The organism is Pseudocitrobacter faecalis, from assembly GCF_965231525.1.
GTDB classification, from domain to species: Bacteria; Pseudomonadota; Gammaproteobacteria; order Enterobacterales; family Enterobacteriaceae; genus Pseudocitrobacter; species Pseudocitrobacter faecalis.
On record NZ_CBDDNJ010000002.1, the window covers coordinates 1325653 to 1340354 of the forward strand.

General features: G+C 57.8%; 18 protein-coding genes and 1 riboswitch. Of the genes, 17 read left to right on the forward strand and 1 reads right to left on the reverse strand.

Annotated elements, in window-relative coordinates; translation table 11 throughout:
* The first annotated feature begins 76 nt into the window (after positions 1 to 76).
* Both ACOXYR_RS06815 and ACOXYR_RS06820 read left to right on the forward strand, forming a co-directional pair.
* Positions 77 to 1135: an FUSC family protein gene (locus ACOXYR_RS06815; protein WP_108475167.1), complete on the forward strand. Its 1059-nt coding sequence runs from the start codon at positions 77 to 79 to the stop codon at positions 1133 to 1135.
* 166 nt (positions 1136 to 1301) lie between these two features.
* Positions 1302 to 1637 carry a DUF496 family protein gene (locus ACOXYR_RS06820; RefSeq protein ID WP_015963878.1) on the forward strand — a complete coding sequence of 112 codons (336 nt, stop codon included), beginning with the start codon at positions 1302 to 1304 and terminating at the stop codon, positions 1635 to 1637.
* Between the two features lie 34 nt (positions 1638 to 1671).
* Here ACOXYR_RS06820 and ACOXYR_RS06825 read toward each other — a convergent pair whose 3' ends face one another.
* Positions 1672 to 2532, reverse strand: coding sequence for a GHMP family kinase ATP-binding protein (locus tag ACOXYR_RS06825; RefSeq protein ID WP_421356328.1), 861 nt, complete (start codon positions 2530 to 2532; stop codon positions 1672 to 1674).
* A 115-nt stretch (positions 2533 to 2647) separates the two neighbouring features.
* Positions 2648 to 2823, forward strand: a riboswitch (cobalamin riboswitch).
* 98 nt (positions 2824 to 2921) lie between these two features.
* Between ACOXYR_RS06825 and ACOXYR_RS06830 the strand changes: the two genes are divergently transcribed.
* Genes ACOXYR_RS06830 through ACOXYR_RS06900 form a run of 15 tightly spaced genes read left to right on the forward strand, consistent with a single transcriptional unit; the run spans position 2922 to position 14699 of the window.
* Positions 2922 to 4301, forward strand: a complete 1380-nt coding sequence (locus ACOXYR_RS06830) for a cobyrinic acid a,c-diamide synthase CobB (RefSeq protein WP_421356329.1) — start codon at positions 2922 to 2924, stop codon at positions 4299 to 4301.
* On the forward strand, positions 4298 to 5257 hold the full coding sequence (cbiB, locus tag ACOXYR_RS06835) for an adenosylcobinamide-phosphate synthase CbiB (protein ID WP_421356330.1): 960 nt from the start codon (positions 4298 to 4300) through the stop codon (positions 5255 to 5257). The genes ACOXYR_RS06830 and cbiB overlap by 4 nt, the downstream gene beginning before the upstream one ends.
* Before the next feature lie 10 nt (positions 5258 to 5267).
* Positions 5268 to 5900: a cobalt-precorrin-8 methylmutase gene (locus tag ACOXYR_RS06840; RefSeq protein WP_189622853.1), complete on the forward strand. Its 633-nt coding sequence runs from the start codon at positions 5268 to 5270 to the stop codon at positions 5898 to 5900.
* Complete coding sequence (cbiD, locus tag ACOXYR_RS06845) at positions 5897 to 7036, forward strand: cobalt-precorrin-5B (C(1))-methyltransferase CbiD (RefSeq protein ID WP_421356331.1); 1140 nt, start codon at positions 5897 to 5899, stop codon at positions 7034 to 7036. The genes ACOXYR_RS06840 and cbiD overlap by 4 nt, the downstream gene beginning before the upstream one ends.
* Positions 7030 to 7635: a cobalt-precorrin-7 (C(5))-methyltransferase gene (locus ACOXYR_RS06850; protein WP_113857190.1), complete on the forward strand. Its 606-nt coding sequence runs from the start codon at positions 7030 to 7032 to the stop codon at positions 7633 to 7635. The genes cbiD and ACOXYR_RS06850 overlap by 7 nt, the downstream gene beginning before the upstream one ends.
* Positions 7625 to 8194, forward strand: coding sequence for a decarboxylating cobalt-precorrin-6B (C(15))-methyltransferase (locus ACOXYR_RS06855; protein WP_421356332.1), 570 nt, complete (start codon positions 7625 to 7627; stop codon positions 8192 to 8194). Before ACOXYR_RS06850 ends, ACOXYR_RS06855 begins: the two co-directional genes overlap by 11 nt.
* Entirely contained in the window at positions 8187 to 8960 is a 774-nt protein-coding gene (locus ACOXYR_RS06860; RefSeq protein WP_421356333.1) for a cobalt-precorrin-4 methyltransferase, read from the forward strand. The genes ACOXYR_RS06855 and ACOXYR_RS06860 overlap by 8 nt, the downstream gene beginning before the upstream one ends.
* Positions 8941 to 9996 (forward strand): cobalt-precorrin 5A hydrolase, encoded by a 1056-nt coding sequence (gene cbiG / locus ACOXYR_RS06865; protein ID WP_421356334.1) that lies wholly within the window; start codon positions 8941 to 8943, stop codon positions 9994 to 9996. Before ACOXYR_RS06860 ends, cbiG begins: the two co-directional genes overlap by 20 nt.
* Entirely contained in the window at positions 9996 to 10721 is a 726-nt protein-coding gene (locus tag ACOXYR_RS06870) for a precorrin-3B C(17)-methyltransferase (RefSeq protein ID WP_113857186.1), read from the forward strand. The genes cbiG and ACOXYR_RS06870 overlap by 1 nt, the downstream gene beginning before the upstream one ends.
* Positions 10718 to 11518 (forward strand): cobalt-precorrin-6A reductase, encoded by an 801-nt coding sequence (locus ACOXYR_RS06875; RefSeq protein WP_350436349.1) that lies wholly within the window; start codon positions 10718 to 10720, stop codon positions 11516 to 11518. The genes ACOXYR_RS06870 and ACOXYR_RS06875 overlap by 4 nt, the downstream gene beginning before the upstream one ends.
* On the forward strand, positions 11515 to 12309 hold the full coding sequence (gene cbiK / locus ACOXYR_RS06880) for a sirohydrochlorin cobaltochelatase (RefSeq protein WP_421356335.1): 795 nt from the start codon (positions 11515 to 11517) through the stop codon (positions 12307 to 12309). The genes ACOXYR_RS06875 and cbiK overlap by 4 nt, the downstream gene beginning before the upstream one ends.
* On the forward strand, positions 12306 to 13019 hold the full coding sequence (locus ACOXYR_RS06885; RefSeq protein ID WP_415728915.1) for a cobalt-factor II C(20)-methyltransferase: 714 nt from the start codon (positions 12306 to 12308) through the stop codon (positions 13017 to 13019). The genes cbiK and ACOXYR_RS06885 overlap by 4 nt, the downstream gene beginning before the upstream one ends.
* Positions 13016 to 13753, forward strand: a complete 738-nt coding sequence (gene cbiM / locus ACOXYR_RS06890) for a cobalt ECF transporter S component CbiM (RefSeq protein WP_415728916.1) — start codon at positions 13016 to 13018, stop codon at positions 13751 to 13753. Before ACOXYR_RS06885 ends, cbiM begins: the two co-directional genes overlap by 4 nt.
* Positions 13754 to 14035, forward strand: a complete 282-nt coding sequence (locus ACOXYR_RS06895; protein ID WP_015963893.1) for an energy-coupling factor ABC transporter substrate-binding protein — start codon at positions 13754 to 13756, stop codon at positions 14033 to 14035.
* On the forward strand, positions 14022 to 14699 hold the full coding sequence (locus tag ACOXYR_RS06900; protein WP_421356342.1) for an energy-coupling factor ABC transporter transmembrane protein: 678 nt from the start codon (positions 14022 to 14024) through the stop codon (positions 14697 to 14699). Before ACOXYR_RS06895 ends, ACOXYR_RS06900 begins: the two co-directional genes overlap by 14 nt.
* The last annotated feature ends 3 nt before the right edge of the window (positions 14700 to 14702 follow it).

The following is a 14702-nucleotide window of genomic DNA, read 5'->3' on the forward strand; positions in this document are numbered from 1 at the left end:
GATTTTTTGCGCCTCATGATGCGAGCCGGGCAAAAGCAGGTACAATTGCGCTCTTTTGTTCTGCCGGAGAACCGGTGTGCGTCCTGATAAATCACTCAGTCCTTTTGAAATTCGGCTATACCGCAATTACCGCGCAGTGCACGGCATCCGTATAGCCCTGGCATTTGTGCTGGCCTTTCTGATTGTACGTATCTTCGACATTCCGGAAGGATCGTGGCCGCTGATTACTCTTGTGGTTATCATGGGGCCCATCTCGTTCTGGGGAAACGTGGTGCCGCGCGCCTTCCAGCGTATTGGCGGCACTATCCTCGGCTCGGCGCTGGGCCTGATTGCGCTTAAACTTGAACTCATTTCTTTACCGCTGATGCTGATGTGGTGTGCCGGGGCAATGTTCCTGTGTGGCTGGCTGACGCTCGGTAAACGTCCCTATCAGGCGTTGCTGATTGGCATTACCCTGGGTGTGGTGGTGGGCGCCCCCCCGGGCGACCTGCATACTGCGTTGTGGCGAAGCGGCGACGTTATTTTCGGTTCGCTGCTGGCGATGCTTTTCACCGGCGTTTGGCCGCAGCGGGCGTTTATCCACTGGCGCATCCAGATGGCGACCTTTGTGACCCAATTTAATCGCCTCTATCAGGCCGGCTTTTCACCCAATCTGGTGGAGCGGCCGCATCTGGAAAAACACCTGCAAACGGTGCTTAACGATGTGGTGAAAATCCGTGGGCTGATTACGCCCGCCAGCAAAGAAACGCATATCCAGAAATCGGTATTCGAAGGCATCCAGACCGTGAGCCGCAACCTGGTGTGTATGCTTGAGCTGCAAATCAACGCGCACTGGGCGTCTCGCGAAAGCCATTTTTTAATGCTCAACGCCCATACGCTGCGCGAAACGCAGCAGATGACCCAGCAAACGTTGTTAACCATCGCCCATGCCCTGTATGAGGGTAATCCTCAGCCGGTAAAAGCGAACACCGAAAAACTCAACGAGATCGTCGATGAACTACGCCAGTTGCTGACGGAGCATAAAAGCACTCATTTGGTGGAAACGCCCATTCATGGCTACGTTTGGCTAAGCATGGAGCTGGCGCGTCAGCTTGAGCTATTATCCCTGCTTATCTGCCGCGCGCTGCGTAAATAAGCGACGAATGCAACACCTTTGACCCTGGGTTGTTTCGATTCAGCAGCGTTTAGGGTTATGATGAGGGACAGGTAAAAACCATTGTCATTAGCTTCAGCTATACGTATTGTTAATTCTATCGCTGTAGCATTTACGAATCCGAGTCTCAAATATCAGGGGTGTAAAAATGGAAACAACTAAGCCTTCATTTCAGGATGTACTGGAGTTTGTTCGTCTGTTCCGCCGTAAAAACAAACTGCAGCGTGAAATTCAGGACGTTGAGAAAAAGATCCGTGACAACCAGAAGCGTGTCCTGCTGCTGGACAACCTTAGCGACTACATCAAACCGGGCATGAGCGTTGAAGCGATTCAGGGCATCATCGCCAGCATGAAGAGCGATTACGAAGATCGCGTTGATGATTACATCATCAAAAATGCCGAAATTTCTAAAGAACGCCGCGACATCTCTAAAAAGCTGAAAGCGATGGGCGAACAGAAGGTTGCTGAGCCAAAAGCTGAGTAATTTGTCATCAGGCGGCCTCCGGGCCGCCTGAATACTATCTGACGCCGCCTTCCACCATGGGCAGCACATATTTTTGCGGCCACAGAACATTACCATCGTCCCTTTCCAGTTCCGCCATCACGGCTTCAACATCGTGTTTCGTCCTGTCGAGCATTAACCCCATCACGCTCCCGCTGTGTGCGATGCTCACGCCATACAATGCAAAACGCTCCACAATATCCAGTACGCGCTGAAAACCCGGTTTCGGCAGAATTTGCTGGCTGGCGATAGCGCTGAGCGTCGCGGCTTCTCCGAGTAGTCTGGCACAGCCTGTTTCACACGCCTGACGAGCTTTTTGCCAGGCTTGCGCTAACTGTGGCGCGCCGGCAAGGAGGGCCGCTTGTCTGTCGAGACGATGATAGTCTGCGGTTTGCAGCGTGAGTGGGCTTTCCAGTACCAGAATATCAAGCTCTGGTTGCTCTGAACCGACCGTTAGCGCATGGCCCTGATTATGATCGAACAGCGTCATCTGGCGAAAAGGCGTGCTATCGGTGGGCTCAAGGTTAACGCAAAGCTGTGCCAGCGCCTGTTCAGTCAATGTTTTATCAAAATAGCGTGCGGTGGCGACGGCAGTGGCGGCGATATCGGCAGTACTGCTGGCCATTCCTTTGGCAACCGGTATGGGGGAGTGCAGATTAATGCGCAACTGCTGGCTCCACTCCACCGGGAATTCCCACAGTGCCAGCAACTGATTGACCATTGCGCGCGTCAGCGGACGTTCATCGTCAGCCGGTTTACCGGCTCTTACTTCTACGGTGCTGTAAAGCCCAACCGGGCAGGAAATCAATTTCTCACTGCCCAGGATCCAGCCCTGAATCAGTTCCCCGCAGGATGCAGGGCATTGTGCAACGGCCACGCTGTCACCTAATTTGCCTTATTTTCCAGGTCGATATTATAAATTGAATAAATCATTGCGGCGCAATAGATTGTTTTAGCGCAAAAAGGCAACGGAGTATGAGCGCTACACTGACTCCGACATTAAGCCGACAGGTCAGACACGTTATGTGTCAGGGAAGAGGGTGTAAATCCCTCGCAGCCCCCGCTGCTGTAATGCTGACGAACCCGTAAACACCACTGATCGCAAGATTGGGAAGGACGGGGGAGGACGACGCTAAGCCAGAAGACCTGCCTGTCGGTACATATCAACAACTTCGGTGGGAAGTGGGTTGCTCAGAAGCGTGCGGTCGCAAGACCGGGAACACGCGCATCTCGACGTACCCCTACCACCCTGAGCAGGATCAGGGCATGGCGGCAAAGCATCACGCATTTATTCTGGCAGGCACCGGCAGCGGCTGTGGTAAAACCACGGTAACGCTTGGCTTGTTGAATGTGCTGAAACAGCGCGGCTGGCGGGTGCAGCCGTGGAAAGTGGGGCCTGATTATCTCGATACCGGCTGGCATACGGCAATTTCCGGCGTGGCGTCGCGTAATCTCGACAGTTTCATGATCCCTGCCCCCGCGCTGAACGCCTTGTTTAACCAACACATGCAGCATGCCGATATCGCGGTGATTGAAGGCGTGATGGGGCTGTACGATGGTCTCGGTATCGACCCCAATCAATGCAGCACCGCTGCGATGGCAAAACAGCTCGGTTGCCCGGTCATTTTGCTGGTGGACGGCAAAGCGGTCTCAACCTCGATTGCTGCAACCGTACTGGGTTTTCAGCACTTCGAACCCTCTGTGAATATCGCAGGCGTGATGGTCAATCGCGTCAACAGCGACAGCCATTTCCAGCTTCTCAAATCCGCCATCGAGCGCTACTGCGCAGTGCCAGTCATTGGTTATGTGCCCACCGTGGCGGGTATCGCCTTGCCGGAGCGGCATCTCGGTCTGGTCACGGCGCGTGAATCGGTTGTTGAACAGCAACCGTGGCAAGATTTTGCCGATACGTTGGGGCGCACGCTCGATATTGAAAAACTGCTGACGTTGAGCGAGATGAAAACCCTGCCGCAGGGCGAATGGCCGCCGATGCCCTCAGTGGACGAAGATGAGCGCCTGACGCTCGCGCTGGCGGATGATGAAGCCTTTAACTTCTACTACCCGGACAACATTGCGCTGCTTGAACGTGCAGGCGTCGATATTGTCCGTTTTAGCCCGCTCCACGATGACGTACTGCCAGAATGCCAGATGATTTGGCTCGGCGGCGGGTATCCGGAGCTGCACGCGAAGGCGCTGGCGGCCAATCAGCCAATGCTCAATCAGTTGCGCCAGGCCCATGCACGCGGGGTGGCAATCTACGCCGAATGCGGCGGCCTGATGTATCTGGGCACTTCGCTGGAAGATGCGCAGGGCGATACTCATCTGATGGCGAATATCATTCCCGGTCACAGCAAAATGGGCAAACGGCTGACGCGCTTTGGCTACTGTGAAGCGCAGGCGCAGGAAAACACCCTGCTGGCGGCAGCGGGAGAATGGCTTCGCGGGCACGAATTTCACTACTCCGATTTCACGCCGGAAATGCCGGCAGTGCTGGATTGCCGCAAAATACGCGACGGGAACGTCCTGCAAACCTGGTCTGGCGGCTGGCAGGTGGGTAACACCTTCGCCAGCTATCTGCATATTCATTTCGCCCAGCGCCCGATGATGCTCACGCATTGGTTGAATGCCGCAAGGAGCGTCCAATGACTCTGCTTGCCTGGTGCATCGCCTGGATCCTCGACCTGCTTATCGGTGATCCGCAAAGTTGGCCTCACCCGGTGCGCTGGATGGGCGCGCTCATTAACCGCGTACAAAAAACAGTGCGCCGCTATTGTCACAGTGACCGCGCGTTGCGGATTGGCGGCGGTGTGATGTGGCTGGTGGTGGTCGGCCTGAGCTGGGCTGTCGCCTGGGGCGCGCTGGCGCTGGCTTACGCGTTACATCCGTGGCTAGGCTGGACGGTGGAGGTTTGGATGATCTTCACGGTACTGGCCGGGCGCTGCCTGGCGAATGCAGCCCGCGACGTTGAACAGCCGCTGCGCGCGGGTGATTTAGCGCAAAGCCGGATAAAACTGTCGTGGATTGTGGGGCGGGATACCTCGCAGCTTCAACCTGCGCAAATCAACCGTGCGGTGGTTGAAACCGTCGCCGAAAACAGCGTTGACGGGATCATCGCGCCGCTCTTCTTCCTGCTGCTTGGCGGTGCGCCGCTGGCGATGGCTTATAAAGCGGTGAATACGCTGGATTCCATGGTCGGCTACAAACATGAAAAATACCGCGCGATTGGCATGGTGAGCGCCCGGCTGGACGACGTCGCCAACTTTATTCCCGCGCGCCTGAGCTGGTTGCTGCTCAGCGCCGCCGCTCTTCTTTGCCGCGCCAACGCCGCTGCCGCGTTACGCATTGGCTGGCGCGATCGCCATAACCACAGCAGCCCCAACTGCGCATGGTCTGAAGCGACCGTCGCCGGGGCGCTGGGTATCCGCCTGGGCGGCCCGAATGACTATTTTGGCGAGCGTGTTGAGAAGCCGTGGATCGGTGACGAGCAACGCGACATCGCCGTAGATGATATTTCCCGAACGATTCGACTGATGTGGGTAGCTTCCACGCTGGCGCTGGTGCTGTTTATGGCAGCCCGGTGGCTGGTGATGGGCGCGGCCTGAGGAGTAGCACATGGATTACATTCGCCAGCCGCAGGCCATTGAGGCGAAAAGCTTTGACATTATCGGCGAGATTATTCGCGAAACGCGGCCCGATTATCAGTTTGCCAGCCCGCTCCATGAAGCCATCGTCAAACGGGTAATCCACACCACCGCTGATTTTGAGTGGCTGGATATCCTGTGGTTTTCCCCGGATGCGCTGGCGCGTCTGACGGCGGCCCTGAGTCGCCCTTGCACGCTCTACACCGACACTACCATGGCGCTATCGGGGATTAACAAGCCGCTACTGGCAAGCTTTGGCGGCGAATGTCGCTGCTACATCAGCGACCCGCGCGTGGTGCGCGAAGCCAACGCGCAGGGCATGACCCGCTCGATGGCTGCCGTGGATATCGCTGTGCGCGAAGAGGGGGAGAAAGTCTTTGTCTTCGGCAATGCGCCGACCGCGCTGTTCCGCCTGCTGGAGCTGAACGTGCCGGTGAGCGGCGTGGTGGGCGTGCCGGTTGGGTTTGTCGGTGCCGCGGAATCCAAAGACGCGCTGACTCATAGTGCGCTGCCCGCCATTGCCGCGCTGGGGCGTAAGGGCGGCAGCAACGTGGCGGCGGCGATAGTGAACGCCATTCTCTACCACCTGCGGGATGCACAATGAGCGACGCCGCGTTTGACGCTCCGGTCTGGCACAACGGTAAACCGCTGCGCAAAGGGTACACCACCGGTTCCTGCGCCACCGCCGCCGCGAAAGTGGCGGCGCTGATGGTGCTGCGCCAGCACATTATTCATCAGGTCTCGATCGTGACGCCCTCTGGCGTGACGCTCAATCTGAACGTTGAAGTGCCGCAAATTGAAGGGCAACAGGCGGTGGCGGCGATCCGTAAAGACGGCGGTGATGATGTCGATGCCACTCACGGCATGCTGATTTTTGCCCGCGTGACGCTCAACGACAGCGGCGAAATCGTCTTACGCGGCGGGGAGGGCGTGGGCACCGTAACCCGCAAAGGTGTGGGCCTGCCGCTCGGCAGCGCGGCGATTAACCGTACGCCGCGTCAGACCATCGAAGCTGCCGTTCGCGAGGCGATTGGCCCGGCACGCGGCGCAGATGTCGAGATTTTTGCGCCGGAAGGCGAAGCGCGGGCGCAGAAAACCTACAACGCCCGGCTCGGCATTCTGGGCGGCATCTCGATTCTCGGCACGACCGGTATCGTCACGCCAATGTCGGAAGAAAGCTGGAAACGCTCGCTGTCGCTGGAGCTGGAAATCAAGCGCGCCGCGGGCCTCACCCACGTGGTACTGGTGCCGGGCAATCATGGCGAACGTTTTGTCCGCGAACAACTTGGCATTGATAGCGACGTGGTGGTCACCATGAGCAACTTTGTCGGCTATATGCTGGATGAAGCCGTGCGCCTGGGGTTCCGGCACATTGTGTTGATTGGTCACCCCGGCAAACTGATCAAAATTGCCGCCGGGATTTTCCATACCCACAGCCATATTGCCGATGCGCGGATGGAAACGCTGGTGGCGCATCTGGCGCTGCTTGGCGCGCCGCTGGAACTGCTGACGCAGGTGAGCGATTGCGATACCACCGAGGCGGCGATGGAGCACATTGACGCCTTTGGTTATCAGCGCATCTACAACTATCTTGCCGAACGGATTTGCCTGCGGGTGCAGCAAAAACTGCGTTTTACCAAAACGCCGCCCGTGTGCGACGCCATCATGTTTGCCTTTGACAACCAGGTGCTGGGCAGCAATCGCCCGGTCAAAGCGATCGTGGAGGCGCTGCAATGCTAACGGTCATAGGCATGGGGCCTGCCGGGTTAACGCTTATCACACCGCTGGCAAGCGAGGCTATCGCGCAGGCGCAGGTGCTGGTTGGGGCAAAACGTCATCTGGCGCAGTGTCCTGGGTTTACGGGCGAGCAGCGCCCGATTGATGCAGATATTCCGCAGCTGCTGGCGTGGATTACCGCGCATTGGCAGAAAAACATCGTGGTGCTGGCTTCCGGCGACCCGCTTTTTTACGGCATCGGCACGCGAATGGTGGCCCACTTTGGCCGCGAAAACGTGCGTGTCGTGCCGGGGATCAGCGCGGTGCAGTATCTGTGCGCCCGCGCAGGAGTAGATATGAACGAGATGTGGCTCACCAGTAGCCACGGGCGAGAGGTGTCGTTTGATGAACTGGCTCGACACCGCAAAGTGGCGATGGTGACCGATAGCCGCTGTGGCCCTCGCGACATCGCGCAACAGCTTGTGGCAAGAGGAAAAGGGCACCGCTGGATGGTGATTGGGGAACATCTGGCGATGGAAAATGAACAGATCCACTGGCTGCGCGTCAGTGAGGTCAATGCCGACTACGGCATGAACACGGTGGTGATCCTCGATGAAAGATGAACTGTTTCTGCGCGGCGAGAAGGTGCCGATGACCAAGGAGGCCGTGCGGGCGCTGGCCTTATCGAAACTGGATTTACATCACGCCCGCCATTTTATTGATGTGGGAGCGGGCACTGGCAGCGTCTGCATTGAAGCGGCGCTTCACTTCCCGGCGCTAAAGATTACTGCTATCGAACGCAACCCGGCCGCACTGGCGCTGATGGCGCAAAACTGCCGCCATTTTGCTTGTGAAAATATTGTGCGCATCCAGGCCGATGCGCCTGTGGTGGTGGACGAAAAGGCCGACGCTATTTTTATCGGCGGCAGCGGCGGGAATCTGGTGTCGCTGATTGGCTGGGCGCTTGAACAGCTGCATCCCGCGGGTCGTCTGGTGATGACCTTTATTTTGCAGGAAAACCTTAATGCCGCGCTGGCACATCTGCATCAGCGCGGCATTGCTTCGCTGGATTGCCAACAGATTCAGGTTTCCGCCCTGAGCCCGCTCGGTAGCGGCCACTATTTCAAAGCCAACAACCCCGTCTATGTCATTGCCTGTCAGAAGGAAGAAGCGCATGTCTGAAACATTCGATCCACGCTGCGTCTGGTTCGTCGGCGCAGGGCCGGGTGACCGGGAACTGATCACCCTCAAAGGCTACCGTCTGTTGCAGCAGGCGCAGGTGGTGATTTACGCCGGGTCATTGATTAACACCGAACTGCTGGAGTACTGCCCGCTGGAAGCGGAGTACTACGACAGCGCGGAACTGCATCTCACGCAAATTCTTGATGTGATGGAAGCGGGCATAAAAGCGGGCAAAACCGTGGTGCGCCTGCAAACGGGCGATGTCTCGCTGTACGGTTCGGTGCGCGAACAGGGTGAAGAACTCACCCGCCGTGGTATCGCCTGGCAGGTTGTCCCGGGCGTCAGCGCATTCCTTGGCGCGGCGGCGGAACTCGGCGTTGAATATACGGTACCGGAAGTCTCGCAAAGCCTGATTATTACGCGTCTGGAAGGCCGTACCCCGGTACCCGCGCGCGAACAGCTCGAATCTTTCGCCCAGCATCAGACCTCGATGGCGATTTATCTCTCGGTTCAGCGCATCCATCGCGTCGCCGAGCGCTTGATTGAAGGCGGTTATCCGGCCAGCACCCCGGTCGCGGTGACTTACAAAGCAACCTGGCCGGAAAGCCAGACCGTGCGCGGTACGCTGGCGGATATCGCAGACAAAGTGCGCGAAGCGGATATTCGCAAAACGGCGCTCATCCTCGTGGGGGCGTTCCTGGGCGAGGAGTATCACTACTCAAAACTCTATGACGCGAAATTTAGCCATGAATACCGCAAAGCCTGAATCCATCACGCTGTTTTGCCTGACGCCCGGCGGCGTTGAACTGGCGAAACGGCTGTCGGCTATGTTGCCGATGACCTGCTTTACCCGCGACGAATTGCTTGAACCGGGTTTTATACCCTTTGACGGCGGTTTTGCCCACGCGGCACGGACGGCGTTTGCGCGCGATTCCGCGCTGATTTTTATCGGTGCGACCGGCATTGCCGTGCGCGTGCTGGCTCCGGCGATCGCGGATAAGTTCAGCGATCCGGCAGTGATCGTCATTGATGAGCGCGGAGAACACGTGATCAGCCTGCTGTCTGGCCATGTGGGCGGGGCGAACGCCCTGACGCGTAAGCTGGCGGGTTTGCTGGGGGCTGACCCGGTCATTACCACTGCAACCGATGTTAACGAGTTGGCTGCACTCGACACGCTGGCCGTTGCGCTGAATGCGCGCATGAACGATTTTCGCGCGGCGGTAAAAACGGTTAATCAGATGCTGATTAGCGGAAAACGCGTGGGGTTGTGGTGCGAGCCGGAATTTCGCGAGGCGCTTAATCAGTGTGATGTGCGCGGGTTTATCCCGGTGGCGTCGTTACAGTCATTACCGCCGCTGGATGGGGTGGTTTGCATTACGCTGGCGCGCGAGCTTCCCGACATCGCCATTGCGCACTGGAAGCTGGTGCCGCTGCGCATTGTGGCGGGCATTGGTTGTCGTCGCGACACCGATTCGGCGCTGCTGGCAACGCTCTTCGCGCGTCAGATGGCGGCGCACGATGTTGACCCGCTGGCGCTAAAAGCGATTGGCAGCATCTCACTGAAAAAAGAGGAACCGGCGCTCAACGCGCTGGCTTGCGCATACCGCGTGCCGTTTTACACCTTCAGCGCAGAGGCGTTGCGCGAACATGAACACCGATTTACCTCCTCTGATTTTGTCCGCCAGACGGTGGGCGTCGGCAGCGTCTCCGGCCCGTCGGCCTGGTTGCTGAGCGAGGGAAATATCTCAGGAGAGACCCTGCGTGAACAGGGCGTCACCATCACTTTGGGAGTAGCACACTGATGTTAACCGTTATTGGAATTGGCCCGGGATCGCAGGCAATGATGACCATGGAGGCGGTTGACGCTTTGCAGGCCGCAGAAATCATCGTCGGCTACAAAACCTACACTCACCTGGTGAAGGCATTTACCGGTGAAAAGCAGGTGATCAAAACCGGGATGTGCAAAGAGATTGAGCGTTGCCAGACCGCCATTGACCTGGCGCAAGCGGGGCACAATGTGGCGCTAATCAGTAGCGGTGATGCCGGAATTTACGGCATGGCGGGGCTGGTGCTTGAACTGGTCAGCAAACAGAAGCTTGATGTGGAAGTGCGCCTGATCCCTGGCATGACCGCCAGTATTGCGGCGGCGTCATTGCTGGGCGCACCGCTGATGCATGACTTCTGCCACATCAGCCTGAGCGACCTGCTGACGCCGTGGCCGGTCATTGAAAAACGCATTATCGCCGCCGGGGAGGCTGACTTTGTTATCTGCTTCTATAACCCGCGCAGCCGGGGCCGCGAAGGGCATTTGGCGCGTGCGTTTGAACTGCTGGCGGGCAGTAAAAGTGCCAGTACGCCGGTGGGGGTGGTGAAATCTGCCGGGCGTAAGAAAGAGGAAAAATGGGTGACCACGCTTGGCGAGATGGATTTCACGCCGGTGGATATGACAAGCCTGGTGATTGTCGGCAATAAAACCACCTATGTGCAGGATGGGCTGATGATCACGCCGCGAGGATACGTGCTGTGAGTTTCGGCGATGTGTTGGTCATCGGTGGCACCAGCGACGCGCGGATGATTTGCCAGTTGCTGGACGCCGCAAATGTGCATTACACCCTGTCAGTCGCCACGCCAACCGGGCAGCAACTGGCGGGCGATATTCGCGGGCAGGTGCGCTGCGGACGGCTGGAGCTGGCGCAGATGGTGACGTGGTTAAAGGAAAATAACACGCGCTGGGTGATCGATGCGTCGCATCCTTACGCCGACGTCGTGAGCCGTAACGTACTGCGTGCCTGCGAAGCGGCAGGTGTATTGCTGAGCCGCTATCAGCGACCGGAACAGCTTCGCGATCTCACCCATCCGTTGCTCCATTTTGTGCCGGATATTCGTCAGGCGTGCGACGTGGCCAGCCGTTTTGGCGAGCGTGTATTGCTCACCACCGGCAGTAAAGATTTAGCGCTATGGCGCGCGGGCCTGCCGGAGAAAACGCTGCTGGCCCGGGTATTACCGGTGCCTGAAGTGATAAACCAGTGTGTCGAACTGGGTTTCGGTGTGGGCGAGATTTTCGCTCTCTGTGGCCCGTTCAGCGCGGAGTTTAATGCCGCGTTTTACCGCCAGTGCCACGCCGATGTGGTGATCACTAAATCCTCAGGCGCCGAGGGCGGTTACCAGGAAAAAGTCCAGCCCTGTCTGGATGCAGGCATTCCCTGCATCGTCATTACGCGCCCGGCACCGCTGGTGTCGGGAGATGAGTTACTGGAAAACCGCGCCGATGTACAGCAGCGTTTAGCACGCTGGCTGGCGACGGCGGAAGGAGAAAATCGATGAAAAAAGCCCTTCTGGTCGTCAGCTTCGGCACCAGCTACCCCGAAACCCGTGAGAAAAACATCGTGGCCTGCGAGCGTGAGCTTGCCGCCAGTTGCCCGGATCGCGACCTGTTTCGCGCGTTCACTTCCGGGATGATTATCCGCAAGCTGAAACAGCGCGACGGTATCGATATTGATACCCCGTTGCAGGCGTTGCAAAAACTGGCGGAGCAGGGGTATCAGGATGTGGCGATCCAATCGCTGCATATTATCAACGGTGATGAGTACGAAAAGATTGCGAGCGACGTGCAATCGCTGCGTCCGCTCTTTTCCCGCCTGACGCTGGGTGCGCCTTTGCTGAGCACCCACGATGATTACGTTGACCTGATGTCAGCGTTACGCCTGCAAATGCCCGCGCTCACCGCTAACGAGAAAGTGGTCTTTATGGGCCACGGCGCCAGCCACCATGCCTTTGCCGCCTATGCCTGTCTCGACCATATGATGACTGCGCAGCAATTTCCTGCGCGGGTCGGTGCAGTTGAAAGCTACCCGGAAGTGGACGGGTTGATTGCCAGTATGCAACGCGAAGGCGTAAGTGCGGTTCACCTGATGCCGCTGATGCTGGTCGCGGGCGATCATGCGATTAACGATATGGCTTCTGATGAAGACGACTCCTGGAAAACCTTATTTAACGCCGCCGGGATCCCCGCGACACCCTGGCTGCGCGGGCTGGGCGAAAATCCGCAGGTAAGGGCGATGTTTGTGAAACATCTGCATCAGGCACTTAACGAAACCCTGGGAGAAGCCGCATGACGGGGAAATTATATGCGCTAAGCACCGGGCCGGGCGCATCAGACCTGATTACCGTACGCGCCGCCCGCACGCTGGGCTCGCTCGATATTCTCTATGCCCCCGCCGGACGCAAAGGCGGCGATAGCTTAGCGCTCTCTATTGTGCGGGAGTATCTCGGCGAGCAGACGGAAATTCGCTGCTGCCACTTCCCGATGAGCGCCGACAGCGCGGAAAAAGAAGCCGTCTGGAACGAGGTCGCCGCCGCGCTGGTGCAGGAAGTGGAAGCTGGCAAACAGGTTGGATTTATCACGCTGGGAGACGCGATGCTGTTCAGCACCTGGGTCTTTCTGCTGGCGCGTATTGGCAATCCAGACTGGCTGGAGATTGTGCCGGGCGTGACGTCGTTTGCCGCCATCGCCGCCCGCAGTAAAACGCCGTTGGCAATGGAGCAGCAGTCAATGGCGGTGATCGCCTGTACTGCGCCGGAAGCGGAGATTGCTCAGGCGCTGGCGCAACACGACAGCCTGGTATTGATGAAAGTGTATGGCCGCTTCGCCCGCATTAAGGCGCTACTGGCGCAGGCGGGGCTGCTGGAGTGCGCGTTGATGATGGCGGAAGCCACCCTTCCCGGCGAGCAGTGCTGGCACAACCTGGCTGATGTCAGCGACGACCAGCCGTTGCCGTACTTCTCCACCATTCTGGTCAATAAACAGTGGAGGGGCGCGCAATGATGCTGGAAAAACAGCTCAAACAGCTTTCCCTGAGTGGCCTGGCCGCCGCGCTGCTGCTGATGGTGGTGCCTGAGCAGGCATTCGCCATGCACATCATGGAAGGTTTTTTACCGCCGATGTGGGCGCTGGCCTGGTGGCTGCTGTTCCTGCCATGCCTGTGGTACGGCTTAGTGCGCCTGCGCCGCATCGTGGCGGAAGATAACCATCAGAAGGTACTGCTGGCACTGTGTGGGGCGTTTATCTTCGTGCTCTCCGCGCTGAAAATTCCGTCGGTCACCGGAAGCTGTTCGCACCCCACCGGGGTCGGTCTGGCGGTAATTCTGTTTGGCCCCGGCGTCGTGGCGATTCTGGGTGCCATTGTTCTGCTGTTCCAGGCGTTGTTACTGGCCCACGGCGGGTTAACCACGCTGGGCGCCAACGGCATGTCGATGGCGGTCATTGGCCCGGTAGTCGGGTATCTGGTGTGGAAAATGGCTTGTCGCGCCGGGCTGCGTCGCGATGTGTGCGTGTTTTTGTGCGCTATGCTGGCGGATCTGGTGACCTATTTCGTCACCTCAGTACAGCTGGGCGTAGCGTTCCCGGATCCTCAAACCGGTGCGACGGGCTCCATCGTCAAATTTATGGGGATTTTCTGTCTGACGCAGATCCCGATTGCCATTGCTGAAGGGTTATTAACGGTGCTGATTTACGATCAGCTCACTAAACGACAGTTGATTTCCGTACAGGGGCATTAAATGAAAAAGACGTTGATTCTGTTGGCGATGGTAATTGCGCTGGTGATCCTGCCGTTTTTCATTAATCACGGCGGCGAATATGGCGGGTCGGACGGTGAAGCGGAAAACCAGATTCAGGTGGTCGCGCCCGACTATCAACCGTGGTTCCAGCCGTTGTATGAACCGGCCAGCGGCGAGATTGAAAGTTTACTGTTCACGCTGCAAGGCTCTATTGGCGCGGCAGTGATTTTCTATATTCTTGGCTACACCAAAGGACGCCAGCGTCGTGATGACCGGGCTTGATCGCATCAGTTATCAGAGCCGCTGGCGGCATATTGCGCCGGAGTGGAAATTTCTGCTCTGGCTGCTGCTGATGGTGCTGGCATTTACGCTGCCAGTTATCGGGCGCGTGATGACGCTGCTGTTTACCGCCGCGTTAACCTGCTTTGTGGCACGGATTTCCCTGTGGCGCTGGTGCCGCTGGATGGCGCTACCGTTTGGTTTTCTGCTGGTAGGCGTGCTGACGATTTTGTTCAGTATCGGCCGCGCCCCGCAAAGCCTGTGGTGGGGCATTTCCATTGGCCATTACTGGCTGGGCATGACGTCTTCCGGGCTTATCACCGCCAACGACACGTTTTGGCGCAGCCTGTGCGCGTTGTCGGCGACCTTCTGGCTGGTGCTGACTCTGCCGTTCGATCAGCTTATCGTCCTGCTTCAGCGTGCGCGGGTGCCGCGCTTAATCACCGAACAAATTCTGCTGACCTGGCGCTTCATTTTTATCCTGTTAGATGAAGCACTTGCCATTCATCGCGCACAAACGCTGCGTTTTGGGTATCGTAGTCTGCCAAAAGGGTATCGCTCGCTGGCGATGCTGGTGGGATTGCTGTTCACGAGGGTGCTTATGCGTTATCAACAGATGGCGACAGCGCTGGATATCAAACTATATCAGGGTGATTTTCACCTTTAGGGG

What these genes read in the sequence shown, in the direction of transcription:
- cbiK (WP_421356335.1), top strand. Translation starts at nt 11,515, where the DNA reads ATGAAAAAAGCCCTTCTGGTCGTCAGCTTCGGCACCAGCTACCCCGAA.
- ACOXYR_RS06900 (WP_421356342.1), top strand. Translation starts at nt 14,022, where the DNA reads ATGACCGGGCTTGATCGCATCAGTTATCAGAGCCGCTGGCGGCATATT.
- ACOXYR_RS06840 (WP_189622853.1), top strand. Translation starts at nt 5,268, where the DNA reads ATGGATTACATTCGCCAGCCGCAGGCCATTGAGGCGAAAAGCTTTGAC.
- cbiD (WP_421356331.1), top strand. Translation starts at nt 5,897, where the DNA reads ATGAGCGACGCCGCGTTTGACGCTCCGGTCTGGCACAACGGTAAACCG.
- ACOXYR_RS06830 (WP_421356329.1), top strand. Translation starts at nt 2,922, where the DNA reads ATGGCGGCAAAGCATCACGCATTTATTCTGGCAGGCACCGGCAGCGGC.
- ACOXYR_RS06850 (WP_113857190.1), top strand. Translation starts at nt 7,030, where the DNA reads ATGCTAACGGTCATAGGCATGGGGCCTGCCGGGTTAACGCTTATCACA.
- ACOXYR_RS06855 (WP_421356332.1), top strand. Translation starts at nt 7,625, where the DNA reads ATGAAAGATGAACTGTTTCTGCGCGGCGAGAAGGTGCCGATGACCAAG.
- ACOXYR_RS06860 (WP_421356333.1), top strand. Translation starts at nt 8,187, where the DNA reads ATGTCTGAAACATTCGATCCACGCTGCGTCTGGTTCGTCGGCGCAGGG.
- ACOXYR_RS06895 (WP_015963893.1), top strand. Translation starts at nt 13,754, where the DNA reads ATGAAAAAGACGTTGATTCTGTTGGCGATGGTAATTGCGCTGGTGATC.
- ACOXYR_RS06820 (WP_015963878.1), top strand. Translation starts at nt 1,302, where the DNA reads ATGGAAACAACTAAGCCTTCATTTCAGGATGTACTGGAGTTTGTTCGT.
- cbiB (WP_421356330.1), top strand. Translation starts at nt 4,298, where the DNA reads ATGACTCTGCTTGCCTGGTGCATCGCCTGGATCCTCGACCTGCTTATC.
- ACOXYR_RS06870 (WP_113857186.1), top strand. Translation starts at nt 9,996, where the DNA reads ATGTTAACCGTTATTGGAATTGGCCCGGGATCGCAGGCAATGATGACC.
- ACOXYR_RS06885 (WP_415728915.1), top strand. Translation starts at nt 12,306, where the DNA reads ATGACGGGGAAATTATATGCGCTAAGCACCGGGCCGGGCGCATCAGAC.
- cbiM (WP_415728916.1), top strand. Translation starts at nt 13,016, where the DNA reads ATGATGCTGGAAAAACAGCTCAAACAGCTTTCCCTGAGTGGCCTGGCC.
- cbiG (WP_421356334.1), top strand. Translation starts at nt 8,941, where the DNA reads ATGAATACCGCAAAGCCTGAATCCATCACGCTGTTTTGCCTGACGCCC.